This is a genomic window from Ruegeria sp. YTSA064, from assembly GCF_059610325.1.
The window spans coordinates 319,900-345,504 of record NZ_JBXWNK010000002.1 but is presented as its reverse complement, the minus strand read 5'-3'; the positions used below and the strand labels follow the sequence as shown (position 1 = coordinate 345,504).

Here is a 25,605-nt window from a genome sequence, read left to right as displayed (position 1 = left end):
ATTAGATAACGAGTGCGGCGAGCGCGATTGCGGACAGGAAGACCTTCGGGCATCTGTCGCATCCTGTTGCAACTCGACGCCAGTCCTTCAGCCCGCCGAACAAGATCTCGATCCGGTTACGTCGTTTGTATCGTCGCTTGTCGTATCGAACTGCCGTCTCGCGTTGCTTTCGACCGGGGGTACAGGCGCGTATCCCTTTGTCTTTCAATGCTTCCCTGAACCAATCAGCGTCATAGCCTCGATCACCCAGCAGCCAATCGACCTTTGGTATTCTGGAAACGAGAGTTCGAGCGCCGATGTAATGAACTGACCTGACCGGCGGTTATGAAGAAGTTCGACGGTCATCCAGTGCTGTCACAGATCGCGTGAAGCTAGGTGTTCATCCCGCCCTTTGTCCGCCCGACCAGACGGCTACGTCCCCCTTTTTCACCGCAAGGCTCGACGCCGCGCGATGGGCTTTGAGGTAGGTTGCATCGATCATGACTGTATTCTTTTCACCGTGATCTGCGGCCAAACCAATCAACATTTCAGCAAAGATACCCTTATCGCTCCATCGCTTCCAACGATTGTACAATGTCTTGTACGGCCCGTATTCTTTGGGTGCGTCACTCCATCTTAACCTATTGCGATTGATGAATATAATCCCGCTCAGCACACGCTTATCGTCAACCCGGGGCTTGCCATGGGACTTCGGAAAGAAAGGTGCAAGCCGCTCCATCTGCGCGTCGCTCAACCAGAATAGATCAGATTTGTTCACCGCTCGTTTTTCGACCCGTGAATCACGCAGCCAAACGGATTTCAATGGCTCCTGAGCCTAACAATTTCAGTTGGCGAAATAATCTGTCCAAGTAGGTTAATATACTGACACCGGGCTTGTCGTTCCTCTAACGACACACTCGAGTTCGCAACAGATTTTAAAAGGTTCTGGATGTTCTGACGTAATGTAGTCGGTGAACCTCTCGCCAGCGAGTTTGCCGATATTTTCTGCCGGGATACGAATGGTTGTGAGGCCCGGCTCAACATCCGCTGATCCTTTGAAGTCTCCGATGCCGATGATCGAGAGATCGTCTGGAACCTTCACCCCCAGGCTCTGGGCCGCAAACAAAGCGCCCTGTGCAATGACGTCATTTCCGCAAAGCAGCGCCGTAGGACGAGAGTGCTTTGTCAAGAGGGTCAGGGCTGCTTGCTTGGCTTGCGACACACTATACGGGGCTTCGGACTCATGCTCACTCGGAACGGAAATACCCATTTCGTTAAGCGCAGCATGCACGGCAGATATCCGATGTTGTGCACGGTCATTACCATTGATTTGAGGAAAGATCAGCCCAATGTCACGGTGCCCCAAGGCCAGTAGATGTTCAGTCGCAAGACGCCCGGCCAGCCGATTGTCGGCCCCGACACACGGAAGGATGGAATCTTGTGAAAAATTCCAAATAGCGAGCGCGGGTATTTTCTGCTGTTCGATCAGTCGGGCGGTAGCGTCGGAATGTTCCAATCCAACCAGCGCTACTCCGTCGACACGATGTTCAAGAAACTTGCGGACCATCGCGTATTCCCGATCGAGGTCATATCCATGCGACGCCAGCAAAAGGCTGAAGCCGCCTTTGTCGATTGAGTCCGAGAAGGCCTGAATGACTTCGGAAAAAATGGCGTGGTTGATCGTAGGGACCACCAGGCCGATGGTGCCGGAACGTTTGCCATGCATCGTCTGCGCGGCACGGTTTCGGATATACCCCAACCTTTGCACCGCCCGATTGATCTTTTTCCGAGTCGCAGGGCTGACCAAATTCGGGTGATTGAACGTGCGGGACACTGTTGACGGTGACACTTTTGCGGCCTTTGCGACCGCTACAATATCTACCTTACCATTTTGTAAATTAGACATAATATTCTCCCGTTTGGTCGAATTTATGAAAACATTTGCAATACTATTTTCATCGCCTACCCTGATTTGTCAACAAAAGTAAAAACATGAACCGATGGGTTGGGAGGCCCTGAATGGACTTCATTTATTACTTCGGAGACGTATTCACGCCGCTGTCGTTTATGCTGCTTTTGGGCGGCACGATTGGCGGCTTGATTCTGGGTGCGACGCCGGGTCTGTCTCCGACAATGGCGGTTGCCCTGCTGATCCCGTTCACCTTCCAGCTTGAGGCGGCGCAGGGGCTGATCCTGCTGGGAGCTGCCTATACGTCGACCGTTGCCGGAGGGGCGGTCAGTGCGATCCTGCTGAAGATTCCCGGCGCACCTGCCAATATTGCGACCACTCTGGATGGCCACACAATGGCGAAACAGGGTCAAGGGGCACGCGCCTTGCAGCTGTCCTTTCTGGCCTCGGCCGTCGGGGGCATCTTTGGTGTGCTGCTGCTGATCTTCCTGACCCCGGTTCTGGCGCAATGGGCGCTTGCCTTTGGCCCGTCGCACCTGTTCTGGCTTGCCATTCTGGGGGTGACTGTGATCGGGACGCTGGATTCCGCCTCGGTGGTCAAGGGTCTGTTGTCCGGCTGTATCGGGTTGTGGCTGGCCACAATCGGGTTTGATGACATCATGGGCGCGCAGCGCTTCATCTTTCACCCTGCTTTGGGCGGCGGGATCAATATCATCGCCGCGCTGATTGGCCTGTTTGCGATACCGCAGGTGCTGACAATGTTCGCAAAGGGTCGCCACAACACCGGTGCCGAAGTCATTGAGGTGCAACGGCATTCTATCCTCGAAGCCTTCCGCGAACTCTTTAGCCGCACACGCGCGTTGAGCATCGGAACGCTGACCGGTTCGATCATCGGCCTGATCCCCGGCGTCGGAGGGCAGATCGCCGGGCTCGTCGCTTATGACCAGACCAAAAAGTTCTCGTCTGAAAAAGACAAGTTCGGCACAGGACATTCCGAAGGCGTAATCGCCGCAGAGTCTGCCAATAACGCGATGGTGGGTCCGTCTCTGGTGCCGCTGCTGACCCTGTCGATCCCAGGTAGCCCAACGGCTGCCGTTCTGCTGGGCGGATTGCTGATCCATGGGATTTTCCCAGGTTCCGACCTCTTCGACAACCATCCAGATGTGGCATGGACATTCATCAACTCGATGCTGATTGGACAGGTTCTGATGTGCATCTTTGGCCTCTATGTCGCCGGTCTCGCAGCGCGTGTAGCCCAAGTCCCGCAGTCGGTTATGGCAGCTATCGTTCTGGCACTGTCGGTCTTCGGGGCCTATTCGGTGCAGGGTTCGATGGGCGATGTTTATGTCATGGCCTGTCTTGGTATCGGCATGTTCTTCCTGGAGCGCTTTGGTTTTTCAGCCGCACCACTGGTGTTGGGGTTAATCCTTGGGCCAATCGCCGAAGCCAACTTCATTCAAGGCGGGATGATCGCTGACGCAACTGTCGGCAAGGCCTCGTATTTCCTGACCGGTGGACTGAACCTGTTGTTGATTACAGTGGTGCTGGCCTCAATCGCTTACTCGGTCTGGATGGAACTGCTCCACCGTCGCTACACCACGAAAGAGGAGGCGCAGGCATGAACCGCTCGCAACACGTATTCGGGTCGGGTCTGGTCTTTGCCGTGGGTCTATGGGTGACCTGGGTCAGCTATACCCAGCAACCGGCTGAGGCATTCCTGTTCCCGCGTCTAATCGCATCAGTTTTCGTGGTGCTGGCCGGATGGACATTTGGCAAAGCGGTAATGGGCTTGTCCAAGGTCGGAAATGGCGTAACACGCACGATGTTCCTGAACATGCTGCCGGGTTTGATCATTACACTGATCTACGTGTTCTGGGCGGCCAAGTCGCTGGGCTTCTACACAGCGACGGCCATCGCATTTTTCGTTCTGCTGTCGATTTATGATCCAGCCCCGCATTCCGAAACCAAATCCTGGGTTAAGCGCGGCGTCATCACGGCAGTCTTTTTGGCGGTGATGTACGGGCTCTTCGCCATGCTTCTGAACGTCTACACACCAAAGGAAATTCTGTTCTAACCGCGCAGGGCGCGGAGAACTAAATTAGGGAGGAAACGCAAATGAAACGAATGATAGCAGGGGCCGCATTGGCCTTCATGAGCCTAACAGGAGCCGCAGTGGCAGAGGATTACCCCGAACGGCCGATCATGATGATGGTCAGCTACGGCGCGGGAGGCGCGACCGACTTTCAGGCGCGCATTGTCACCATGACATCCGGTAATGAAGACGCGCTGGGAATGCCCATTGCGATTATCAACAAACCCGGGGCAGGTGGTCGTGTGGGTTGGAATTGGTTTGCCACGCAGGCTGACCCGGATGGCTACACACTCGCGGCCTATAACGTTCCACATTTTATCGCTCAGTCGATCAAAGGTGGGGTGGAATATTCGACCGACAGCTTTGAACCCATCGCGAATTGGGGCGCTGATCCGGCTGTATTCGTCGTTGGGGCCGACAGTGAGTTCAACTCGATGGAGGATGTTGTCACCTTTGCCAAGGAAAACCCCGGCAAACTGACCGTTTCCGGCGCGGGCCTATTTGTGGGTCACCACATTGCAGCTTTGCAGATCGACAAGGCCGCTGGAACCAAGATGGCCTACATCCCGACCAAAGGCGGCGGGGCCGCAGCCATGAAAGCCGTGATCGCAGGTGAAGTCATGGGAGGTATCAACAACCTGTCAGATGCGTTCCGAGCGCAAGAAGCGGGCAACGTCAAAATACTGGGTGTCGCCGATCTTGAGCGTAACGCATTCCTGCCCGACGTGCCGACAATGATGGAACAGGGGTTGGACGTCGACAACTCGTCGGTCAATTTCCGAGGCGTGATGGTGCCCAAAGGCACTCCACCCGAGGTTATCGAGAAACTCTCGGCAACAGTGCCCGAGATGTTCGCCAATTCCCGCGTTGCCAAAAAGATGGAGGCCGGCGGTTCACCTATGCACATCATGACACGTGACGAAGTGATCGAGATGTGGGCGCAGCGTCAGCAGACACTGAACGAGTTGCTGGCCGGCCTCTAATCCGGACGGACGCAGCGGGGCGGAGCTGTTCCGCCCCGAACAACATATCGAGGACCAAAATGAACGCTCAGGACGGGATTTCGCCGGAAATAGCCGAAGTAGATCGTATCGTTGCTCAGGCGCGCAAGGCGCAGAGGGATTTCGAAGCTGGTGGAAGTCAGTTGCTTTACGACAAAGCGGCACTGGCAGCGGGATGGGCCATCATGGAACCAACGCGCAATCGGACGCTGGCGGAAACTGCGGTTGAAACCACCGGTCTGGGCAACGTGCCGGACAAAATCACCAAGAACCACCGGAAGACACTCGGCCTGCTGCGCGACATTGCCGACGTGAAAACCCACGGCATCATCAGTGACGACCCGAAAACAGGTATTACCGAAATTGCGCGCCCAATCGGCGTGATCGGCGCGGTTGTACCCTCGACCAACCCTGCCGCAACGCCCGCGAACAACATCATCAATGCGCTCAAAGGCGGTAATTCTATCGTGGTGGCTCCGTCGCCCAAAGGCGTGGCGTCCTGCGAAATGTTGGTTGATTACATCCATTCCGAATTCGACAAGCTGGGGCTGGACCGCAATTTGGTTCAGATGATCCCCGCGCCCGGATCCAAGGCCAAGACACAACGGTTGATGGAAACTGTTGATCGCGTGATTTGCACTGGCAGCCAGAACAATGTCCAACGTGCGCAATCCTGTGGCACGCCAGCCGTTGCGGTTGGCGCTGGCAATGTGATTGTAATTGTGGACGAGACCGCTGATTTGCAGACAGCGGCAGCTAAAATCACGGCATCAAAATGTTTCGACAACGCGACGTCTTGTTCTTCTGAGAACGCGCTGGTCGTAGTGGACGCAGTCTATGACGCGTTCGTAACCGCAATGGCTGCCGAGGGCGGCGCTTTGGTGCCGTCCTCTGAGGCAAGTGATATCGTGGCGCGACTTTGGCCTGATGGCCATCTCAACCGTTCAGTCATAGCCCAGGACTCCGAAAAAATGCTCGAAGCCTTGGGGATGGCGGGCAAAGTACCTGAGGGAACTAGATATCTGGCGGTGGAGACTGACGGAATCGGCCCGGATCATCCTTTGTCAGGCGAAAAGCTCAGTCGGGTCCTGGCTCTCTATCGTGCGGCAGATTTTGAGGCGGCCAAAGCCATAGCGTCTCGCATTTTGGCACATCAGGGGGCCGGGCATTCGGTTGGCATACATACTGGCGACGACAAGCGTGCGATTGGGCTGGGTCAAGATTTGCCAACCTGTCGGGTCATCGTAAATCAGCCGCATACCTTTGCCACCGGCGGCAGTTTCACCAATGGAATGCCTTTTTCCCTTTCGATGGGCTGCGGTAGCTGGGGCGGTAACTCCATCGATACCAACCTGCATTGGCGGCATTTCGTCCAGACTACCAAGATTGTTCGGGAATCATCCCCGCGTGAACCCGAACTGGAAGAGATCTTCGGTGACTACTGGTCGGAGGCCGGACAATGATGGATCCGCCCAAGGGAACTGTTCGTGACTGGTTAGACTACAGGGCAAGCCAGGGAGGAACCGGTTTTGTTTTCCCGGATGGAGCACCGGAGCTGAGTTGGAGTGAGTTGCGCGAAACGGCCCACCGCATCGCGGTCATGTTAACCGAATTGGGTGTGGCAAAAGGCGAGAGTGTTGCGATCCTCTATCCCAATTGCCGTGAAGCATTGGAGGTTCTTTTCGGCGTTCTCTACGGTGGGTTCCGGGCTACAATGATTAACCTTGTCGCTGGCGATAGCGCTGTAGCCTATGCCTTGGAGCACAGTGGTGCGAGCTATGGTTTCGTGCATCCAGATCAAACAGCATTGTTTGAGCGGACAGCCGATCCTTCCAGGATCATCTCGTTACAAGCTGCTGATGCTGTCGATACTGGCTGCAACCTGCACAGTATCTCAGCCGATAGCCATGCGCTGTTAATGTACACCTCGGGAACGACGGGGCGTCCAAAGGGCGTGGTTCACACACATTCCAGCCTGCTGGCAGGCGGCTGGACGACTATGGTCGCTCATGAGTTATCCGAGGCCGATCGCGGGTTTTGCGTTTTACCGATTTATCATATCAACGGGCTGTGCGTTACAGTTATGGGAACGCTTGTCTCAGGCGGGTCTTTGGCTATGTGCGAACGATTTTCGGCCAGCCGGTTCTGGGACAATTTGGGTAAGGCTGAAGCGACTTGGTTTTCGGTTGTACCAACCATCATTTCTCACTTGCTGCATTCGGATACAAAACCAGATACGCCTACTCGCCAACGCGTGCGTTTCGGTCGTTCTGCGTCGTCAGCGTTGGCACCGGACGTGCAGCGGGCCTTTGAAGACCGGTTCGAAATCCCCATCGTGGAAACTATGGGTCTCACGGAAACAGCAGCGCAAATTCTGTCCAACCCATTGCCTCCAGCCGTTCGCAAGATCGGCTCTCCCGGCATCCCATACGGGAACGAAGCGGCAATAGTTGATGCCGACCTGCGACCTGTTCCACACGGAGCAGAAGGCGAACTGGTTATCCGCGGACCAAATGTAATGCTGGAGTACCTCAACAACCAAGACGCTACCACGGGCACGTTTACGTCTGACGGATGGTTGCGAACCGGTGATCTCGCCCGCATGGACAAGGACGGTTATGTTTTTGTCACCGGCCGATTGAAGGAGCTGATAATAAAAGGCGGCGAAAACATTGCGCCCCGTGAGATTGACGAAGCACTTTATTCGCATCCCGATGTTGTTGAAGCCGCCGCATTTGCGCGTCCCTGCAAAAGCTATGGCGAAACCGTCGAGGCAGCGGTCAAAATTCGTGAAGGGTCCCAGGTGACGTCGCTGGGCCTTTCGAAACTTTGTGAAGCTCAATTGGGTCGTTTTAAGTCCCCCGACGAAGTTCATATCTTGCCGGAGCTTCCAAAAGGGCCGTCGGGAAAGATTCAGCGAAACAGAATACTCGAGATCGTTGCCGAGAAGGCTAACGACGTGAAGATATGAACATCTTTGACGCTGGGTGTTTGAAAATCCAAGGTTCGCACTTCATATGCTGCGCAGCTGCACCGTCAGAATGGCTTAGGGCCTTTTTTAGTTGGGTTAACATCAATCGAGGTGCTGAAATGCTACGCGTCACACCAAATACGGCTTTGGCCGACTGCACCGCGGCATCATATTTGGAACGTTGAAGTCCGCTTTGGGCCGCCCACAGTTTTACAGAAACCCGCAACGATCTCCTTATTCGTGCGTTCGTAGCTTCGTTGGATCGTAGATGGGGTAGTTTGCGATCTTTGCTTTTGTGTTCAGGCCCTCGCCTGCGATGGAGAGCGTCTTTCCAACGACCAGTTCTGGAACAACATGCGCAAGGGCTAGGGATTTCTCCAGCTGGTGTGAGTAGCAGGGGCTGTTGATCACGCCGACGGTTTTGCCATCCCACAAAAGCGTTTCACCGCCATCAACCATGTTGGTGTGGTCGATTTCCAGGCAAACATTGTTTATTTTTTCGGCCCCCTTTGCCGCCAAGACGGCCGCCTTTCCGCGATAGTCGGCCTTGGTTGTGCTTACGGTAAAGCCTAAGCCAATTTCCCATGGGGTGTGTTCTTCGGTCATGTCATAGCCGTAAAACAGCAGCCCGGCTTCGATACGCACCTTGTCCAAAGCGGTAAAGGAACAGGGCATGACTCCCTGTTGCGCGAGCTTGTCCCAGATATCCGTAATCACTGCCCCATCTGCAAAAATCTCGTAACCGCGTTCGCCGGAATAACCTGTGCGTGAGATGCGGCACGGATAGCCAAAAAGCTTCGCCAGTGCGTGCTCGAAATAGTCCAACTCTGCCAAGTCGATATCTGTGTGGGCGTTCAGGATCTCCAAGGAGGCAGGACCCTGCACCGAAAGGTCATGCAGATCGTCAGTAAAGTCGATCTGAACGTCACGCCCTGCCGCCGAGGCTTCCAGCAGCGCCATGGTGTCGCCGGAGCCGTGCACGACCATCCATTCATTGCCACCATTGTTCGACACGATTGCATCGTCAGCGATCCCGCCTCCATCGGTCAGAACACAGAGGTAGGCAGCCTTACCCGGTCCAACTTTGGTCAGTTCGCGCGTGGTCAGATGGTCCAGTACCGCTTGGGCTTCGGGGCCGCGCACGAACACTTTCTTCAGGGGAGACATGTCGAACATACCGGCCCGTTCACGGACCGCATCGTGCTCATCATTGGGATCGGAGTTATAGGTCCAGGCCGTACCCATGCCGTTCCAGTCCTCCAACCCAGAGCCAAGCGCGGTATGGCGCGATGCAAGGGCGGATGTGCGGCTAAGCTCTTCGGTCATGGGGCTTCCTTTTTAGTACCATTCGTCCGGCATGCTTGCCTTGCGTTCGGACACGAAGTCTTCGAGCGCGGTTTGGGTGCCGGGGCTCATTTCGGGCTGTTGATAGTCGTCCAACATCTGGCGCCACCGCGCCGTGGCGCGTTGGTCTGACGTGAGCGCGCCTTTCTCCGTCCAGGTCTCGAAAGGGCCGGCATCCGGGATTTGCGGTTCGAAATTCGCCGATTTGTAGTGACGCAGCGTGTGGCTGGTGGAGAGGAAATTCTCACCCGGGCCGGTTTCGAGATAGGCATCGCGGCCAAAGGCTTCATCGTCGACTTCAAAACCCTGCAAAAGTTTCAGCATCGCGCCGCAGTGATCTACGTCCATGATGAACTTCTCGTAGGACATGACCAATCCACCTTCGAGCCATCCCGCCGCATGCCAGACCTGATGCGCGCCGGATAGAAGTGTGGACCACATGGCCCCCGTACTGTCCTGCATCGCTTGTCCGTCCGGGGCGTTGGACGCGGTGATTTGTCCGCCGCCCGAGCGCACCGGAACACCAAGTCTGCGCCCCAATTGCGACAACGCCATGGTGACCATGTTCGCCTCTGCCGATCCGAAGGTCAGAGCGCCCGTGCGGAGGTTCATGCTGGAGTGAAAGGACCCCATGACAACCGGGCAACCGGGCCGGACAAGCTGCGCCAGGGCGATACCGACCATGGCTTCGGCCAGTGTCTGCGCGACCACTGCTGCGGGTGAAAGCGGCCCCATGGCACCTGCAAAGATCGCCGGAGAGATACACACGCATTGGTTTGCTTCGGCATAGATGCGCAGCGCGGACGACATGGTGTCATCGAAAACCAGTGGAGAGTTGACGTTGATATTGGCCTGCATCACGGCGTTGTATTCCATGATGTCGCCCCCAAAGACCAATCGCGCCATGTCGATGCTGTCCTGCGCGCGGTCTGGCGCGGTGACCGATCCCATAAAGGGCTTAGTCGATAGGGTGAGATGGGCCAACACCATTTCCAGATGCCGCTTGTTCACGGGTATGTCTGTCGGCTCAACTACGGTTCCGCCGGAATGATGTAGGGCAGAGGAGCTGTATGTGAGTTTGATAAAGTTCCGGAAGTCTTCGAGCGTCGCGTACCGACGACCATTGGTCAGATCGCTGACAAAGGGTGACCCGTATCCCGGCATCAGGACAATATTGTCGCCACCGAGGGTAACGGTGCTGGTCGGGTCCCGGCCGTGCAGTTTGAACTCGGACGGTGATGTGGCGCAAAGGTCGCGCGCATGTCCCGGATCAAACCGAACACGCTCACCTTCGACGTGAGCACCTGACTCGGCAAACATCTCTAACGCCGCGTGGTCGCCTCGAAAATCGATCCCGATCTTGCCCAGAATCCAGTCCGACTGTTCTTCGATCCGCGCCAAAGCCGCATCGCTCAGCAACGCGTATGCAGGTATCTTTCGCTTCGCAAACGGAGCGCTGGCCGCAAGTGTGCCTCGACACGACGACCGACTGCGACGGGATCGGCTGCGGCGCTCTGCAGGTTGCGGTGTATCCTTTGTTGCGTTCAAGGAACCCAAACGCGTTACTCCTGCTCTTCAGTATCGGATTTAGAATGGGCAATGTTGCGTGATTGGAAATCGAAATTTTCTGGTCTCAGCGTTCAAATTTCTTATACAATGAGGGTATGCCTCGTCACTTTCATCATCATGACCTTCTGCGGCTGTTTACTGAGATTGCCCGATATTCCAGTTTCTCGGATGCTGCCACGGCCCTGAACATGACCAAAGGCGCGATCAGCTATCAGATAAAGACGCTTGAGACTGACTTGGGAATGTCGTTGTTCCGGCGAACGACGCGCGGCGTCACGCTTACGGATGACGGGCTAAAGCTGCTGGTGACTTGCCAAACCAGGTATGAAGAAATTGAATCCGGTATCCTGGCATTGAAGGGGAAAATCTCACGGTCTCTGACGGTTGGCGTGTCCACCTATTTCGCGGCGCGCTGGCTTTCTCCCCGTCTGATGACGTTCATGCAACACCACCCGGATGTGCAGTTGCGCATTCAACCGATGATCGAATTCTCTGATCACGAGATGCAGGATGTTGATCTGGCGATCAGATGGGGAAACGGTGAGTTCGGTCACGGCAATGTAACCCGCTTCATGCCGATGTCGCCCTATCCCGTTGGGAATGCCTCAGCGGTCCAAATGGTTGCAGAATCGGGAATAGATGCCTCCATATCACAACTCATCTTGCTCAGAGATCGCGATGACAGCAACGCTTGGTCCGATTGGCTGACCGCGGCACATCTGCCCCAGCAATCGCGGCAGGATGTATTGATCGTTCCTGACCCCAATGTCCGGGTGCAAGCCGTCATCGACGGGCAGGGCATCGCCTTGATGGATGACCTCGTGTCGGCTGATTTGGAGGCGCAACGGCTGTTCCGGTTGTCCGATATTGAACTGCCCGACTACGGATACTTTCTTGTTCAGCCTCATAACACCGTTGCGACGGAGGCCGTGGCCGCCTTCTCGGAATGGGTGACCAATCAATCCTGACCACGTTTGGCTTGAACATCATCGGTTTGAAATTTATACGCCGTATAATTTAAGGCTTACGGAGGCACCGATATGACAAATGGGCACATCATGATGGCCATGAGCCTCGATGGTTCTGTTACAAGACCCGACCACGCGCTTGACTGGCTGAACAAGCAAGCGACGCATAACGAAGATCACGGCTTTGCAGAGTTTCAGGGCCGGATGGATGTGATCGTCATAGGGTCGGGATCGTTTCGCACGGTTGTGGGATTCGGGGAGTGGCCATACTCCATCCCCTGCATCGTGATGAGCCGCACTATGACTGACGAAGACGTTCCCATGGAGCTGCGCAGCAGGGTTGAGGTTTCAACGCTTGAGCCGAATGTCCTATTCGCCTCTTTGCAGAAGCGCGGATTGCAACGGGCCTATGTCGATGGTGGCGCGGTTATTCGATCGTTTATCGAGGCGGGTCTTATCGAAGACATGAAGATTACCATCGTCCCAATCCTTCTTGGTGATGGCATCCGGATTTTTGGTTCCATCGACAGGGACATTGATCTGGAACTGATGTCCTCAACACCTTTCCCTTCGGGGCTGGTGGACCTTGAATACAAGGTGAAACGGTGACGAAGGTCGTTTCAGTCGGACGGCCGGTAAAGTCGTCGCAAAAGCTCTCAAAGCAACTGATCCTCAGAACGGCGCTGCCGATCGTTCAGAAAGGCGGCGTTGAAGGGCTGTCATTTCGTGTGCTGGCTGAACAACTGGGCGTTACCCCGATGGCAGTCACGTATCACGCAGGTAGCAAGAAGCAGCTTTTGAGCGATCTGGTTGAGCTTGCATTCGAGGGAGTCCTGGGTGGCATTGAGGACGGTCCTCCGGTCAAACGGGCGCGTAGCATACTGGCGGCCCACTACCGGTATGCGTTGAAGAACGCCAATCTTCTGCGTGCGATCCTCAATGACGTGACACTCATGAGCGAGGACCTTGTCCGTGTTGCGGCGGAATTGAAGGCCTGCACAGACCAACTGAAGAACAGCGATGGCGGAGATGTCCTTGTTCACCTTCTGATCGACTATGCGCATGGCTTTGTGCTCTCTGCCTCCAGCGGAGAAAACAATCCGCTCACAATCGACGACTTTCTGCGCGGCGTTGACTGGATTCTGATTCAAGCAGCTGGAATGGACGAGGCGATTTAAGATGAAGTACATCCGTGCGGTGCGCCAGAACACCTTTGAAGGCGTAGACATCAGTATCTAAGCAATAATATCTCGGTACTTGCGGGTGTTTCCGGTTCGGGAAATTATTCGCTGGTTGAATTCACTGTGGGGGGTGTTCTGCACTGGCGGCGAATGTCTAGAAAGCAGAATACCACCACAGCATCTCAGCTGGCTGTTGGATGTCACCTTATCGACCTCTTAGTGTCGCTGCCGTTCCCGGAGTGTCCTTGCTCTTGGTTGGCTTAGTTCCGCATCATCACCTCAACGTCTTGCATCTCGTGGGCAATCGGCGCGGTTAGAACGCAGGCTGCCGGTATTTCTGTTTCTTCGTGAGCATCGTCCAGATGGCCCGCGCGGCCTTGTTGGCCATGGCAGTTGTTGCCAGTCGGAACGGATTGTCTGCGATGATCTTCGCTGTCCACAGATCGACCTTCTCTGGCGAACGTTTCGCCATCACAGCGCGCGTCTGCATTTATCAGGGCATGTGTCCGATCATCTTAGAATAGCCGTGGATGCGTTCGTTCAGGCCGAGGAACTGATAGCACTGTATGCCGAGCATGCCGTTGGCGATCTCTGACATGTCCGGGTGATCTCCTGCCAAGTGACGCTTTGCAAATGCGGTGACCGCTTCATTTCCGATTAGCAGGATATGTCCAAACTCACGCAACAAGCTGCGGATCTTGTTGTCCAATTGCGTGCACTGCCGAACGGCCAGATCTCGAGTCCGGTGGATTGAGAGAATGGCTTGCTGCTCTTCCGTCTTGATCTCGACAAAGCGCATGGTTGGTCGACGGACTGCTTCTCAGATCGCCTCGGCATCAACAACGTCGCTCTTGCCGCGTTTCACGTAGGGTTTGACGTATCCGGCGGGCATAAGCCGCACCTCGTGCCCCAATTTGCGCAGCTGACGGCCTCAGTGATAGGACGAGCCGCAGGCTTCCATGCCAACCCTGCACAGTGGAAGCATCTCAAAGAAGCTAAGCAGTTTCGCGCGTTTGATGGCCTTGTTGAAGATGATGCGGCCGCTCTCCGAAATGCCATGCACATAAAAACATCCTTGGCCAAATCCAGGCCTACGGTCTGTAATGTTATTGGCTGGCTCCTTTCCTTGTTTCCTTGCATTCGATGATAACTGCACTTTGGCACACTCGATGCCGGTGGAGCAGAAGCCTCCCACCTCATCCGGTTAGAACCGCATGAGAGCTTTTGGAAGAGGCGCACGAACTTAAGCATACATGTTTGCTTAAACTCTAAAACTATTTTGAGATATCTGGATACTGACCCGGCTGTTGTCTAACGGATAGTACACCAATAGCGAGTGACGCTTCGCGCCGCTTTCAATGGCATGTACTAGTCTTAGTAAAGTGGCGGAGAGACAGGGATTCGAACCCTGGGTGGGCTTGCACCCACAACGGTTTTCGAGACCGCCCCGTTCGACCACTCCGGCACCTCTCCGCGGGGGTCTGTGAAGGGGGGATTTAGTGGTGAACGGGCAGGGGCGCAAGTGGAAAATTCCGGAATTTAGTGATCCTGGGATTTTCCATTGCCAGAGACAAGAAAACTCCTAGGCTGATGGGTATGACCTACCATCTACGCCAGTTTACCATCAGTGTTATAATTCTGCTTCTTTCGCTAGGTGCCATGACGATGCAGTCGCATGCCGCCAGCCGAGACCAGATTGAGGCATTTCTGACCACAACTGGGTTTGACGTTGCGTTGGAAAGTATCGCGCATGCGTCTGCTTCGGCCCCGCAAATGCTGGGAATTGACCCCGACGGTTTCGGTTCAGATTGGACGCGCCTGACTGAAGAAGTATTCGATACAGAACTCATGTACGATACCGCTGTTTCAATCCTCGAGCAGACGCTCAGCGACGAGGCGTTGGACCATGCTGTGACATTTTATGCATCCGCGCTGGGGCAAAGACTAGTCGTTGCCGAAAACGCAGCTCATTCGGATGAAGATGACGATGCCAAGCAGCTTGCTGGGCAGGAAATTGTGTCCGAGCTCATCAAAAATGGATCTTCCCGCGTCGAAAGCCTGAAACGAATGAACCGAGCGGTAGATGCAAGCGGCACTTCCTTACGTGCACTGCAGGAGATTCAGGTTCGGTTTTTGATGGCGGCCAGTGCGTCTGGCATTATCGACTTGCAACTCAATGGGGATGAGCTGCGTGAAATGATGCGCCGCAACGAAGGCGATATGCGTCGGTCGCTGCAACTGTCCGCTTTGGCCGGCGCGGCCTACACCTATCAAGAATTCTCAGATGATGATGTCGATGCTTATGTCGAGGCCCTGGAACAGCCTTTGATGCAAGAGGTGTATGAGCTGTTGAACGCGATCCAATACGAGATCATGGCAATGCGATTCGAGGTCTTGGCGGCCCGCATGGCCGAGCTTCGTCCGGCTCAGGATATTTGATGCGCGTTCTCGCCGCTGCGATCTTGTTGGTCGTATGGGCAGTGCCCTTGGCAGCCAATCAGCAGGCTGAACGATTGATGCAGGCCATGCATTTGTCGGATTTCCTGGAAATACTAAGCGAAGAGGGCTTGGCCCAAGGGCTCTCGATTGACGAGTCGATGCTAGGCGGAGCGGGAGGGTCGTATTTTCAGGCTCAGGTTGCTGAATTGTATGATCCTTCATCCATGTACGAACGCCTGTCGCAATCGGTTGGGCGCATAATGACCAATGCACAATTGGAACAGTCTTCGATCTTTTTTGAAAGCGATCTTGGGCAGAGCATTGTTTCTCTTGAAAATTCAGCACGGAAGGCTCTGGCGGATGATACGATCGATCAGATGGCGCGAACGGCCTATTTTGAGACTGATCGTGAAGACATGTTTTTTCGTCTGGTGGACGAGTACGTGCAGGTTAACGACTTAATCGAACAGAATGTCCGGGGAACCATAAGTGCAGACTTCAGTTTCTACCGTGGGCTCGCCTCGGGGCAGAACGGGTCATTGGATGAGGCAACCGTGTTGGATGAACTGCTGTCCCAACATGAGCAAACCAAGGCAGAAACGACGGAATGGATGTACTCATTTCTTCTTTTAGCCTATCGGCCTTTGAGTGAAACGCAATTGCGCGAGAACATTGCCTTTTCGCGCACGGATGCCGGACGCGCCCTAAACGCGGCTTTGTTCAAGAGTTTTGACGAGATGCTCAACAGCATCTCATACCAGCTTGGCCAGGCCGTTGCGCAGGCAATGAGCGCCTCAGAACTTTGATCCCGGTTTTGGGTTGACTTTGGCAGGCAATGCTTGGATAAGCGCGCATCCCGGCCGGTTTTCCGCGCCGGGTATCGTTATTCTTTGACCCGATAGCAACGCGCTAAGGTCATCCACACTGCCCGAAAAGGGCGCGCTGTTCGAGGTGGCGAAAGCCAGAAACACCCATCCGGGGACCACAGAACGCGGTTAGACAAAGGAAAGACGCATGTTTGCGGTCCTCAAGACTGGCGGCAAGCAGTACAAGGTTCAGGCGGGCGATGTGCTCCGTGTTGAAAAACTGGCTGCCGACGCAGGTGAAAAAGTTCAATTCAACGATGTTCTGATGCTGGGCGGTGACGCTCCTGTTGTTGGTGCGCCTTTCGTTGAAGGCGCAGGCGTACAGGCCGAAGTGATCGAACAGATCAAAGGTGACAAGGTCATCAAATTCGTCAAGCGCCGTCGTAAGCACAGCTCAAAGCGTACCGTTGGCCACCGTCAGAAGCTGACACTGGTCAAAATCACCGACATCCTGTCGTCGGGCGCTGACAAGTCGGGCATCAAAGCTGCAACCGGTTCAGCTCCGGCTGGCGAAGCGGCACCTGCTGCAAAGCCCGCCAAGAAAGCTGAAGCCAAGGCAGAGGCACCCGCCGCTGCTGCTGACGATCTGACCAAGCTGAACGGTGTCGGCCCTGCCGCTGCCAAAAAGCTGGTTGAGGCCGGTATCGAGAGCTTTGCCGCTCTGGCCGCCTTGTCGGATGAGCAGATTGCTGCTATCGACACCATCAAAGTGAAACCCGAATGGGTTGAGCAAGCCAAAGAGCTGGCTCAAGGCTAAGGAGAGAGAGAATGGCACATAAAAAAGCTGGCGGTTCCTCCCGTAACGGTCGCGACTCAGCAGGTCGCCGCCTTGGCGTGAAACTGTATGGTGGCCAGGCAGCCATCGCAGGCAACATCATCGTACGTCAGCGCGGTACCAAGTTCTGGCCAGGTGAAGGCGTAGGCATGGGCAAAGATCACACAATCTTTGCAACTGTCGATGGCGCCGTGAAGTTCCATAAGGGACTTAAAAACCGCACCTTTATTTCGGTCCTGCCAGTGGCGGAGGCCGCAGAGTAAGCCGAAACCCAGAAGGTTTAAGAAAAATTCATGGGGGACCGGCACAAAGTGCCGGTCCCTTTTTCGTTTTAACGCAGTCGTGATCACCAGAGCCGATGACAGTCGCAACCACCAGTTTCCTGATTTTTGCCGCCTCGCAGGTTGGCACACCGGGACCAGCCAACATGGTCCTGCTGGGAACAGGTGCGCGCTATGGGTTTCGGTCGGCGCTGCCGTTTGTAGGCGGGGTCATTCTGGGCAAGCAGTTGATCATCTGGCCGGTTGGTTTCGGACTGATGCAGGTGGCCGATCAGGCGCCGCTGGTGTTTGAGGCGCTCAAATATGCTTCGGCTGCCTATATTTGCTGGCTTGCGTGGAAAATCGCCAATCTGCGGCTTTCTCGCGGTCAAACGGATAAGCAAGTGCCCGGATTTCTGGCGGGGTTAATTGTACACCCGCTTAATCCCAAGGCCTGGGCGATGATTATTGCAGGCTTCACTGGATTTGTGGCCGCAGGGACACCGAGTTTTGAGGCGACTCTCACGATCGCTCTCTGTTTGTTGATCTGCCAGATCGTGTTGCACCCGATTTGGACATTTGCAGGAGATCGGATCGCCCATGCGGTTGAAGGTCGGCCTGCCGAAAAATATCTGATGTGGACGTTAGCCAGTTTGACAGTTGCGTCCGTACTTTTTGTGTTGTTCGGAGGAGGAACGCACTCATGAAACTTGAGGCAATTATAAATCAGCCGGTCATTGAAACCGAGCGGTTCGACCTGCGCCCCCTGCGCCGGTCGGATATGGGACTAATTGAGCATTACGCCGGCGATGAACGTGTCGCGCGCATGACCACGCGGATCGCCCATCCGCTGCCGCCCGGAGCTGTCGAGGCGTTCGTAACGCGCGCCATGTCGGACGAGCGGGACGAGGACGTTTGGGCGATGGATGCGACCAAGGATGGCGGGCCCGAGCTGATTGGCTTGATTTCGCTTGAAAAGCTGGATCGCAATCAATCCGAAATCGGCTATTGGGTCGCGCCAGTTTATTGGAACACAGGCATTGCATCTTTGGCTGTTGAAACGCTGGTCAAAGCCAATCCGCTGGAAAATGCAACAATGTTTGCCAGCGTGTTTCAGGACAACCCGGCCTCAGCGCGGGTGCTGACTCATTGCGGGTTTCAGTATCTTGGCGATGCGGAAACTTATTCAGTGGCGCGCGATGCGAATGTGCCCACCTGGACGTATACAAAGAAACTCTGACTTGTGGCCGATGGGGCCTTTGCAGTAGGGGACAGCTATGAAATTTCTCGATCTTGCAAAGGTCTACATCCGGTCCGGGGCCGGAGGTGGCGGCTGCGTCAGCTTCCGACGCGAAAAGTACATCGAATACGGCGGACCCGATGGCGGGGACGGCGGTAAGGGCGGTTCGGTATGGGCCGAGGTCGTAGACGGACTAAACACCCTGATCGACTTCCGTTACCAGCAGCACTTCTTTGCCAAGAACGGTCAACCTGGGCGCGGTCAGCAGCGTACTGGCAAGGATGGTGATGACATCATCCTGCGTGTGCCTGTCGGAACCGAGATTCTCGATGAAGACGAAGAGACCGTGATCTGCGACCTGACGGAAATTGGTCAGCGGGTCCTGTTAGCCAAAGGTGGCAACGGCGGGTTCGGTAACCTGCATTTCAAATCAGCCACCAATCAGGCTCCACGCCGTGCCAATCCGGGGCAGGCGGGGATTGATCGCACGATTTGGTTGCGGCTGAAGCTGATTGCGGATGTGGGTCTGCTTGGGATGCCCAATGCGGGCAAGTCAACCTTTCTGGCCGCAACATCAAACGCTCGGCCCAAAATCGCTGACTATCCCTTTACTACGCTGCACCCAAATCTGGGCGTTGTCGGCGTAGATAACGTGGAATTCGTCGTCGCAGACATCCCCGGCCTGATCGAAGGCGCGCACGAAGGGCGTGGGATTGGGGATCGCTTCCTCGGCCATGTCGAACGCTGCGCCGTTCTGCTGCATCTGGTCGATGGCACGTCCGAAACCGTCGCCGAAGATTACCGCACCATCATTCACGAACTTGAGGCCTATGGCGGCGAGCTTGCGAACAAGCCGCGTATCACCGTTCTGAACAAGGTTGACGCTCTGGATGAGGAAGAACTTGAGCTTACCAAAGAAGAGCTCGAGCAATCCGTGGGTGGCCCGGTTATGACGATGTCTGGTGTTGCACATCTGGGTGTAACAGAAGTGCTGCGTGCTTTGCGGACACAGATTGATGAAAACCGCCTGCGGCAAAAACCCACCGAGGAGGCAGAGCCTTGGCAACCCTGACCGCCGCAAACCGCATGGTGGTCAAGATTGGGTCCGCCTTGCTGGTGGATCGGAATACCGGCCAGTTGCGATTGGAGTGGTTGCAATCGCTCGCACAGGATGTGGCGTGGCTAAAAGGGCAGGGGACAGATGTCATCCTGGTATCTTCGGGCTCGATCGCGCTTGGGCGTGGCGTTCTCGGATTGCCAATGCAGACGCTGCCGTTAGAGCAATCTCAGGCTGCGGCTGCTGTCGGTCAAATTCGGTTGGCCCGAGCGTATGAAGAAGTATTGACGCCACATGACATCAAGACCGCGCAGGTTTTGGTGACGCTAGAGGACAGTGCAGATCGGCGGCGATACCTGAACTCTCGCGCGACGCTTGAGACATTACTTGGGTTAGGTGTTGTGCCTATCGTTAACGAAAATGACACAGTGGCGACCGATGAAATTCGGTATGGCGACAATGACCGGTTGGCTGCACAGATCGCCGTGACGGTCGGCGCAGACCAATTGATCCTGCTGTCAGACGTTGACGGGTTCTATACTGGCAACCCGATCGAAGACACCACCGCGACCCGATACGATGTGATCGACCAGATCACGCCCGAGATCGAGGCCATGGCCGGTGATGCGGGATCGGGGCTGTCTAAAGGCGGAATGAAAACCAAGCTTCTCGCCGCCAAGATGGCAACGGCTGCCGGCTGCACCATGGCAATAACTGAAGGGTCAACATTGAACCCGCTGAAAGCGCTGGAAAACGGCGCAAATTGCACTTGGTTTACAGCAACACTTGATCCACATGCTGCCCGGAAACGCTGGATATCGGCCATGAAACCGCGTGGTGAGATCATGATCGATGATGGTGCGGTTACCGCTCTGACAAACGGTAAAAGCCTTCTTCCTGTTGGAATTGTTGAAGTGACCGGCGAATTTGGACGCGGTGACCCAGTTACGATCCTAGACCCAGCAGCGCGACCACTGGCGCAAGGCCTCAGCCGCTATACCGCGCAAGAGGCCGACGCGATCAAGGGGCGCAAGTCTTCTGAAATCGAAACCACACTAGGCTATCCGGGCCGCGCAGTGTTAATCCATCGCGATGACCTAGCGCTTTGATAGAATAGAGAGAACCACCTGAAAGGCTTACGAGATGAAAGACTTCGACAGTATTCCCAGCCTGATGGAAGACCTCGGCAAACGCGCGAACATGGCTTCGCGCGAACTGGCATTTGCCAGCGCCGAACGAAAGCACGCGGCGTTGATCGCGGCTGCAGATGCCGTTTGGAACAATCGCAATGGCATCATTGAGGCCAACAAGAAAGATTTGGAGTTTGGTCGTGAGAAGGGCCTAAGCCCCGCGATGATGGACCGCCTGATGCTGGATGAGGCGCGCGTTCAAGGTATGGTTGACGGCTTGCGAACCGTGGCTGATCAGGCCGATCCGGTGGGTGAGGTTCTGGCCGAATGGGATATGGCCTCGGGTCTGAACATTCAGCGTGTACGCACGCCTTTGGGTGTGATCGGAGTGATCTATGAAAGCCGCCCCAATGTGACGGCGGATGCGGGTGCGCTATGCCTGAAGTCGGGCAATGCAGTAATCCTGCGCGGCGGGTCCGAGAGTTTTCATTCGTCAACCGCTATTCATGCCTGTTTGGTCGAAGGACTGAAGGCCGCCAACCTGCCCGAAGATGCAATCCAACTTATACCGACCCGTGATCGTGCCGCGGTGCAAGAGCTGCTAACGATGACAGATTACGTTGACGTCATTGTCCCGCGCGGCGGCAAAGGTTTGGTCGGTCTTGTGCAGCGCGAGGCGCGTGTGCCGGTCTTTGCCCATCTTGAAGGCATTGTTCATATCTATGTCGATAAGGCTGCAGACCCTCAGAAAACGCTGGATGTGGTATTGAATGCCAAGACGCGGCGCACTGGAATCTGTGGTGCTGCGGAGTGTTTGTTGGTGCATCAGGACGTGGCGGAAACGCTTGGGCGTGACGTCATTGCGGCGCTTCAAGTGGCGGGTGTCGAGGTTCATGCACAAGGCATCTTGGCCAATGATCGCACTATTGCCGCAACTGATGAGGATTGGGGCAAGGAGTTTTTGGATAGCATCATCGCAGCCAAGCCTGTTGCTGACATCAATGCTGCGATCGATCATATCAATACGTATGGTTCCAGCCATACAGATTGCATCATGACCGAGAACACTGCTGCTGCAGCGCATTTCTTTGAACGCCTCGATAGCGCTATTCTGATGCACAACGCCTCAACCCAGTTTGCCGATGGTGGCGAGTTCGGAATGGGCGCCGAGATCGGCATCGCCACGGGCAAGATGCATGCGCGCGGACCTGTCGGGGCGGCTCAGTTGACCAGCTTTAAATATCTGGTGCGTGGAAACGGAACGACGAGGGTTTAGAATCTCAGTTTCACCAGGGTTGTGGTCGTTTCTACCGCAACCCGACGCCCCATCGCAGCGGCGGTTTCGGGCAACAGTGCAAATTGAACATGCGCAGGACTGACTTTGCTGGCAAAACAGCCGGTTGAAACCCCTTTCCACAAATCGGGGTCTAGATTCAGTTTGTCGGATGTTCCTGTCACAGTCCACGCATCACCCCGAGTTTCGATCTCCACCTCACCACCAAACGGCATCGCGCTTTCGCAGCACATCACGGCGAGGAAGGCGAGTTTAACCTGATTGCGCGGCACAGGTTCGGTCAGGTTCCATGTGATCCGAACCCGGCTCGCCTTTTCAAGATCCTTCAGCAGTTCAATTACCTCAGTTCTGCCCAGCGGTTGATCACTGGCTGCCCCAAAGGCCACGCGAAAGAACCGGATGCGCGCGCCCGCACTTCCGACGCTGCCGGAAATCAGCTCCATCTCGGGACCCTGGACTGCGCCAACCATTTCCAACAGTTCAAGCCCGTTGGTGATTGCCCCAATTGGGCTGATCAGATCATGACAGATCCGAGAGCCGATCAATTCGGCCAGGTTGACGTCTGAAGCGCCCATGCGTACCTCCTGCTGCATCTGCCTCAGGACCCGGAGCCCAATATGACAGATCTGAATGCCATTCTTGCACCGGGCATGTATGTCCGCCACCCCGATTTCCCCGATTGGGGCGTTGGACAGGTGCAGTCCAATATCGGGGGCAAGATCACCGTGAACTTTCGCGAGCAGGGGAAAGTGGTAATCGATGGGACACGCATAGCCCTGATGCCGGTCTTTGATCCGTGAAACTGGTTTAGGAAAGGTTAACAACTCAGGCGAAACGCGGGCTTGTTGCCTTTCGCAATGCAATCGCGCTATCAGCGCGCAATCACAAATAACGGACCAATCATTGATGCCGGATAAAGGCCCCTCATTCACCGTAAAACTTGCTGAGACCGAGGCTGAACAACGCGCAGCCCAGCGTCTGCGCTACGACGTCTTTGTGCGTGAACTCGGCGGCGGTGGTGAGATGGTGGACCATGAGTCCGGGCTCGAGAAAGACCGGTTCGACCCGCATTTCGATCATATGCTGGCCATTGATGATTCAACGGGCGAGGTTGTCGGCGTCTATCGATTGCTTCCCGGTGAGCGAGCGGCCGAATTGGGACAGTTCTATTCCGAGGATGAATATGACCTCACCGTTTTAAAGCAAAGCGGGCGCAAACTGTTGGAACTCGGGCGTTCGTGTTTGCATCCCGACTACCGTGGTGGCACTGCGTTGTATCACCTGTGGAATGGGCTGGCGGCCTACGTCACTGAGCGCGAAATCGAAGTTCTGTTCGGCGTCGCAAGCTTTCATGGCACCAATGTCCAGAAGCTGGCACAGCCGCTATCGATGCTGCATCACAACCATCTAGCCCCACCAGACCTAAGGGTCCGGGCACAGCCGGGCGTGTTTCAGCCCATGGACCTACTGCCGGCCGATGCCCTGGATCGTCGTGCTGCCATGGTTCAGGTGCCATCCCTGATCAAGGCTTACCTCCGTCTAGGCGGTTTCGTCGGTGAGGGGGCTTTTATCGATCATGCCTTCAATACAACCGATGTGTGCCTGATACTCGACACCACCCGCATGAACGCGCGTCAGCGACGCATTTACAGTGGAGCGTAACGAGGTGAGCGATCCCTCATGGCAGAGCGAAGACGAACCTGATCCGATCGAACTTGGTGTTCTTGGCTGGATATTGGTGTTTTTGCGCGGCGTCCCTCTGGCGGTGCTAGTTTTTGGGGGCCTGATCGTTCTGCTGTCGATACGCTTGATCGAACGTCCATTATGTCGCGTTCAGCGACCAGTTACACCTTTCATCAGTCAATTTGTCTGCCGCAACGCGTTCAGGATCCTCGGGATAGGATTTCATAGCTCTGGTGAGTTGATGAGGGACCGTGGCGCCGTGGTCGCAAATCACACGTCGTGGCTGGACATTTTTGCGCTGAATGCCCGCAAACGCGTCTACTTTGTCTCGAAAGCCGAGGTGGCGAAGTGGCCGGGGATCGGATGGTTGGCACAAGCAACCGGTACGGTATTCATTGAGCGAAATCGCCAAAAAGCTCGCGAACAGACCCGCATATTCGAAGCGCGCCTTAAGGCCGGGCATAAGCTATTGTTCTTCCCAGAGGGCACTTCGACAGATGGTTTGCGAGTTTTGCCATTCAAAACAACGCTTTTCGCTGCGTTCTTCACGGATGAGTTGCGCGAATTCATGTATGTCCAACCCGTCTCGGTAATTTTTCATGCGCCCAAAGGGCAGCCCGAGCGTTTTTACGGCTGGTGGGGCGAAATGGATTTCGGGCCGCATCTGCTCAAGACGTTGGGAGCGCGAAGCCAAGGGTGGGTGGAATTAATATATCATGAGCCCGCCAAGGTCAGCGATTTTGAAAACCGTAAAGCTCTGGCAGCGCATTGCGAACAGGCCGTGCGGCACGCTCACAGCTTGGCGCGGCTTGAAAAATAAGGGCATTTGGCCCTTGCACTGTCTCAAATCCTGTCATATACGCGCGCCATTCAAACCCGCAGGCGGGGTTTGGGTCATTTGAGGGAGACATCCTTATCTGGCCCGCCGGTTGGAGCATCCGCTTCTTTCACCCCCGCCGAGGCGTAAACCGGAAAAGGAAAATAGCATGGCTCTTCCCGAGTTCTCCATGCGTCAGCTGTTGGAAGCTGGCGTTCACTTTGGTCACCAGACACAGCGTTGGAATCCCCGCATGGGCCCGTTCATCTACGGCTCGCGCAATGGTATCCACATCATGGACCTGACCCAGACTGTTCCGATGCTGGATCAGGCTCTGCAGGCAGTTCGTGACACCGTCGCAAAAGGTGGCCGCGTTCTGTTCGTAGGTACCAAGCGTCAGGCCGCTGGCCCGATCGCGGAAGCCGCTGAAAAGTCGGCTCAGTACTACATGAACCACCGCTGGCTGGGCGGCACACTGACCAACTGGAAAACTGTTTCCCAGTCGATCAACCGTCTGAACCAGATCGACGAAGCGATGGAAGCGGGTGCCGAAGGCCTGACCAAGAAAGAGCGTCTGGGCATGGAACGTGACCAGGGCAAACTGCAGGCATCGCTGGGCGGTATCCGCGAGATGGGCGGCGTTCCTGATCTGCTGTTCGTCATCGACGTCAAGAAAGAAGCACTGGCGATCGCCGAAGCCAACAAACTGGGTATCCCGGTTGTGGCTGTTGTCGACACCAACTGCTCGCCCGACGGTGTTGACTACATCATCCCCGGCAACGACGACGCAGCGCGCGCGATTGCTCTGTACTGCGACCTGGCCGCACGCGCCGCTCTGGACGGTATGACCGCTCAGATGGGTGCTGCAGGTGTTGATCTGGGTGCATTCGAAGAAGCTCCGGTTGAAGAAGCCGTTGCCGAAGAAGCACCCGCAGAAGAAGCCGCGCCGGAAGCCAAAGCCGAAGCGTAAGCTGCCCGTCACGTAAATGACATATGGGGCAGGGTAGACCTGCCCCAATTCCGTTTGAAT

27 protein-coding genes, 1 tRNA gene and 1 pseudogene are annotated in these 25,605 nt (G+C 55.5%); 21 read left to right on the top strand and 8 right to left on the bottom strand.

The window, feature by feature from the left end; all coding sequences use genetic code 11:
* Position 1: 1 nt before the first annotated feature.
* Positions 2-757, bottom strand: a pseudogene (locus tag AC2FI7_RS04225) (IS5 family transposase).
* A 96-nt stretch (positions 758-853) separates the two neighbouring features.
* Positions 854-1,885, bottom strand: coding sequence for a LacI family DNA-binding transcriptional regulator (locus AC2FI7_RS04220; protein ID WP_010440054.1), 1,032 nt, complete (start codon positions 1,883-1,885; stop codon positions 854-856).
* Positions 1,886-1,998: 113 nt separating this feature from the next.
* Here AC2FI7_RS04220 and AC2FI7_RS04215 point away from each other — a divergent pair, with 113 nt between their 5' ends.
* The 5 genes from AC2FI7_RS04215 to AC2FI7_RS04195 are packed head-to-tail and all read left to right on the top strand — an operon-like array spanning position 1,999 to position 7,952.
* On the top strand, positions 1,999-3,510 hold the full coding sequence (locus tag AC2FI7_RS04215) for a tripartite tricarboxylate transporter permease (protein ID WP_496815341.1): 1,512 nt from the start codon (positions 1,999-2,001) through the stop codon (positions 3,508-3,510).
* Positions 3,507-3,962, top strand: a complete 456-nt coding sequence (locus AC2FI7_RS04210) for a tripartite tricarboxylate transporter TctB family protein (protein ID WP_496815339.1) — start codon at positions 3,507-3,509, stop codon at positions 3,960-3,962. The genes AC2FI7_RS04215 and AC2FI7_RS04210 overlap by 4 nt, the downstream gene beginning before the upstream one ends.
* A gap of 41 nt (positions 3,963-4,003) precedes the next feature.
* A complete protein-coding gene (locus tag AC2FI7_RS04205) occupies positions 4,004-4,963 on the top strand; it encodes a Bug family tripartite tricarboxylate transporter substrate binding protein (RefSeq protein ID WP_010440064.1) in 960 nt (319 codons plus the stop codon).
* A gap of 59 nt (positions 4,964-5,022) precedes the next feature.
* Complete coding sequence (gene sauS, locus AC2FI7_RS04200) at positions 5,023-6,444, top strand: acylating sulfoacetaldehyde dehydrogenase (RefSeq protein WP_010440065.1); 1,422 nt, start codon at positions 5,023-5,025, stop codon at positions 6,442-6,444.
* Positions 6,441-7,952, top strand: a complete 1,512-nt coding sequence (locus AC2FI7_RS04195) for a class I adenylate-forming enzyme family protein (protein WP_496815337.1) — start codon at positions 6,441-6,443, stop codon at positions 7,950-7,952. Before sauS ends, AC2FI7_RS04195 begins: the two co-directional genes overlap by 4 nt.
* Before the next feature lie 234 nt (positions 7,953-8,186).
* On the opposite strand, the gene AC2FI7_RS04190 is transcribed toward AC2FI7_RS04195, so the two are convergent.
* Positions 8,187-9,278 carry an aminomethyl transferase family protein gene (locus AC2FI7_RS04190; protein ID WP_496815335.1) on the bottom strand — a complete coding sequence of 364 codons (1,092 nt, stop codon included), beginning with the start codon at positions 9,276-9,278 and terminating at the stop codon, positions 8,187-8,189.
* Positions 9,279-9,290: 12 nt separating this feature from the next.
* Positions 9,291-10,844, bottom strand: a complete 1,554-nt coding sequence (locus AC2FI7_RS04185) for a trimethylamine methyltransferase family protein (protein WP_496833255.1) — start codon at positions 10,842-10,844, stop codon at positions 9,291-9,293.
* Between the two features lie 116 nt (positions 10,845-10,960).
* On the opposite strand from AC2FI7_RS04185, the gene AC2FI7_RS04180 reads away from it, so the two are divergent.
* The 3 genes from AC2FI7_RS04180 to AC2FI7_RS04170 all read left to right on the top strand — a co-directional run bounded on the left by AC2FI7_RS04180 (position 10,961) and on the right by AC2FI7_RS04170 (position 13,011).
* Positions 10,961-11,833 (top strand): LysR substrate-binding domain-containing protein, encoded by an 873-nt coding sequence (locus AC2FI7_RS04180; protein WP_496815332.1) that lies wholly within the window; start codon positions 10,961-10,963, stop codon positions 11,831-11,833.
* Positions 11,834-11,905: 72 nt separating this feature from the next.
* Positions 11,906-12,442 carry a dihydrofolate reductase family protein gene (locus AC2FI7_RS04175; RefSeq protein ID WP_496815330.1) on the top strand — a complete coding sequence of 179 codons (537 nt, stop codon included), beginning with the start codon at positions 11,906-11,908 and terminating at the stop codon, positions 12,440-12,442.
* Positions 12,439-13,011: a TetR/AcrR family transcriptional regulator gene (locus AC2FI7_RS04170; protein WP_170778615.1), complete on the top strand. Its 573-nt coding sequence runs from the start codon at positions 12,439-12,441 to the stop codon at positions 13,009-13,011. The genes AC2FI7_RS04175 and AC2FI7_RS04170 overlap by 4 nt, the downstream gene beginning before the upstream one ends.
* 316 nt (positions 13,012-13,327) lie before the next feature.
* Here AC2FI7_RS04170 and AC2FI7_RS04165 read toward each other — a convergent pair whose 3' ends face one another.
* The 3 genes from AC2FI7_RS04165 to AC2FI7_RS04155 all read right to left on the bottom strand — a co-directional run bounded on the left by AC2FI7_RS04165 (position 13,328) and on the right by AC2FI7_RS04155 (position 14,487).
* The gene (locus AC2FI7_RS04165) at positions 13,328-13,504 is read right to left on the bottom strand and encodes a hypothetical protein (protein WP_010440080.1); all 177 of its coding nucleotides are present in this window, start codon (positions 13,502-13,504) and stop codon (positions 13,328-13,330) included.
* 3 nt (positions 13,505-13,507) lie between these two features.
* Entirely contained in the window at positions 13,508-13,813 is a 306-nt protein-coding gene (locus AC2FI7_RS04160; protein ID WP_010440081.1) for a hypothetical protein, read from the bottom strand.
* 584 nt (positions 13,814-14,397) lie between these two features.
* A tRNA-Ser gene (locus AC2FI7_RS04155) sits at positions 14,398-14,487 on the bottom strand.
* 123 nt (positions 14,488-14,610) lie between these two features.
* Here AC2FI7_RS04155 and AC2FI7_RS04150 point away from each other — a divergent pair.
* From AC2FI7_RS04150 to AC2FI7_RS04110, 9 genes are all read left to right on the top strand, one after another.
* On the top strand, positions 14,611-15,453 hold the full coding sequence (locus AC2FI7_RS04150) for a DUF2059 domain-containing protein (RefSeq protein WP_029621801.1): 843 nt from the start codon (positions 14,611-14,613) through the stop codon (positions 15,451-15,453).
* Positions 15,453-16,259, top strand: coding sequence for a DUF2059 domain-containing protein (locus AC2FI7_RS04145; RefSeq protein WP_010440084.1), 807 nt, complete (start codon positions 15,453-15,455; stop codon positions 16,257-16,259). Before AC2FI7_RS04150 ends, AC2FI7_RS04145 begins: the two co-directional genes overlap by 1 nt.
* Positions 16,260-16,467: 208 nt before the next feature.
* A complete protein-coding gene (locus tag AC2FI7_RS04140) occupies positions 16,468-17,076 on the top strand; it encodes a 50S ribosomal protein L21 (RefSeq protein WP_010440087.1) in 609 nt (202 codons plus the stop codon).
* 11 nt (positions 17,077-17,087) lie between these two features.
* Positions 17,088-17,357: a 50S ribosomal protein L27 gene (rpmA, locus tag AC2FI7_RS04135; protein WP_010440093.1), complete on the top strand. Its 270-nt coding sequence runs from the start codon at positions 17,088-17,090 to the stop codon at positions 17,355-17,357.
* Positions 17,358-17,452: 95 nt separating this feature from the next.
* Positions 17,453-18,061, top strand: coding sequence for a LysE family translocator (locus tag AC2FI7_RS04130; protein ID WP_010440095.1), 609 nt, complete (start codon positions 17,453-17,455; stop codon positions 18,059-18,061).
* A complete protein-coding gene (locus AC2FI7_RS04125) occupies positions 18,058-18,594 on the top strand; it encodes a GNAT family N-acetyltransferase (protein WP_010440096.1) in 537 nt (178 codons plus the stop codon). The genes AC2FI7_RS04130 and AC2FI7_RS04125 overlap by 4 nt, the downstream gene beginning before the upstream one ends.
* Positions 18,595-18,631: 37 nt before the next feature.
* Entirely contained in the window at positions 18,632-19,666 is a 1,035-nt protein-coding gene (obgE, locus tag AC2FI7_RS04120; RefSeq protein WP_010440099.1) for a GTPase ObgE, read from the top strand.
* Positions 19,654-20,760: a glutamate 5-kinase gene (gene proB, locus AC2FI7_RS04115; protein WP_319547166.1), complete on the top strand. Its 1,107-nt coding sequence runs from the start codon at positions 19,654-19,656 to the stop codon at positions 20,758-20,760. Before obgE ends, proB begins: the two co-directional genes overlap by 13 nt.
* 34 nt (positions 20,761-20,794) lie before the next feature.
* A complete protein-coding gene (locus AC2FI7_RS04110) occupies positions 20,795-22,057 on the top strand; it encodes a glutamate-5-semialdehyde dehydrogenase (protein WP_496815321.1) in 1,263 nt (420 codons plus the stop codon).
* Here the strand turns inward: AC2FI7_RS04110 and AC2FI7_RS04105 are convergent.
* Positions 22,054-22,650, bottom strand: coding sequence for a histidine phosphotransferase family protein (locus tag AC2FI7_RS04105; protein ID WP_319547168.1), 597 nt, complete (start codon positions 22,648-22,650; stop codon positions 22,054-22,056). The genes AC2FI7_RS04110 and AC2FI7_RS04105 overlap by 4 nt on opposite strands.
* A gap of 42 nt (positions 22,651-22,692) precedes the next feature.
* Between AC2FI7_RS04105 and AC2FI7_RS04100 the strand changes: the two genes are divergently transcribed.
* The 4 genes from AC2FI7_RS04100 to rpsB all read left to right on the top strand — a co-directional run bounded on the left by AC2FI7_RS04100 (position 22,693) and on the right by rpsB (position 25,545).
* A complete protein-coding gene (locus AC2FI7_RS04100; RefSeq protein ID WP_010440107.1) occupies positions 22,693-22,875 on the top strand; it encodes a DUF3553 domain-containing protein in 183 nt (60 codons plus the stop codon).
* 106 nt (positions 22,876-22,981) lie between these two features.
* The gene (gene olsB / locus AC2FI7_RS04095; protein ID WP_496815318.1) at positions 22,982-23,737 is read left to right on the top strand and encodes an L-ornithine N(alpha)-acyltransferase; all 756 of its coding nucleotides are present in this window, start codon (positions 22,982-22,984) and stop codon (positions 23,735-23,737) included.
* 4 nt (positions 23,738-23,741) lie between these two features.
* A complete protein-coding gene (olsA, locus tag AC2FI7_RS04090; protein WP_496815316.1) occupies positions 23,742-24,578 on the top strand; it encodes a lyso-ornithine lipid O-acyltransferase in 837 nt (278 codons plus the stop codon).
* A gap of 166 nt (positions 24,579-24,744) precedes the next feature.
* Entirely contained in the window at positions 24,745-25,545 is an 801-nt protein-coding gene (gene rpsB, locus AC2FI7_RS04085) for a 30S ribosomal protein S2 (RefSeq protein WP_010440118.1), read from the top strand.
* Positions 25,546-25,605 lie beyond the last annotated feature (60 nt).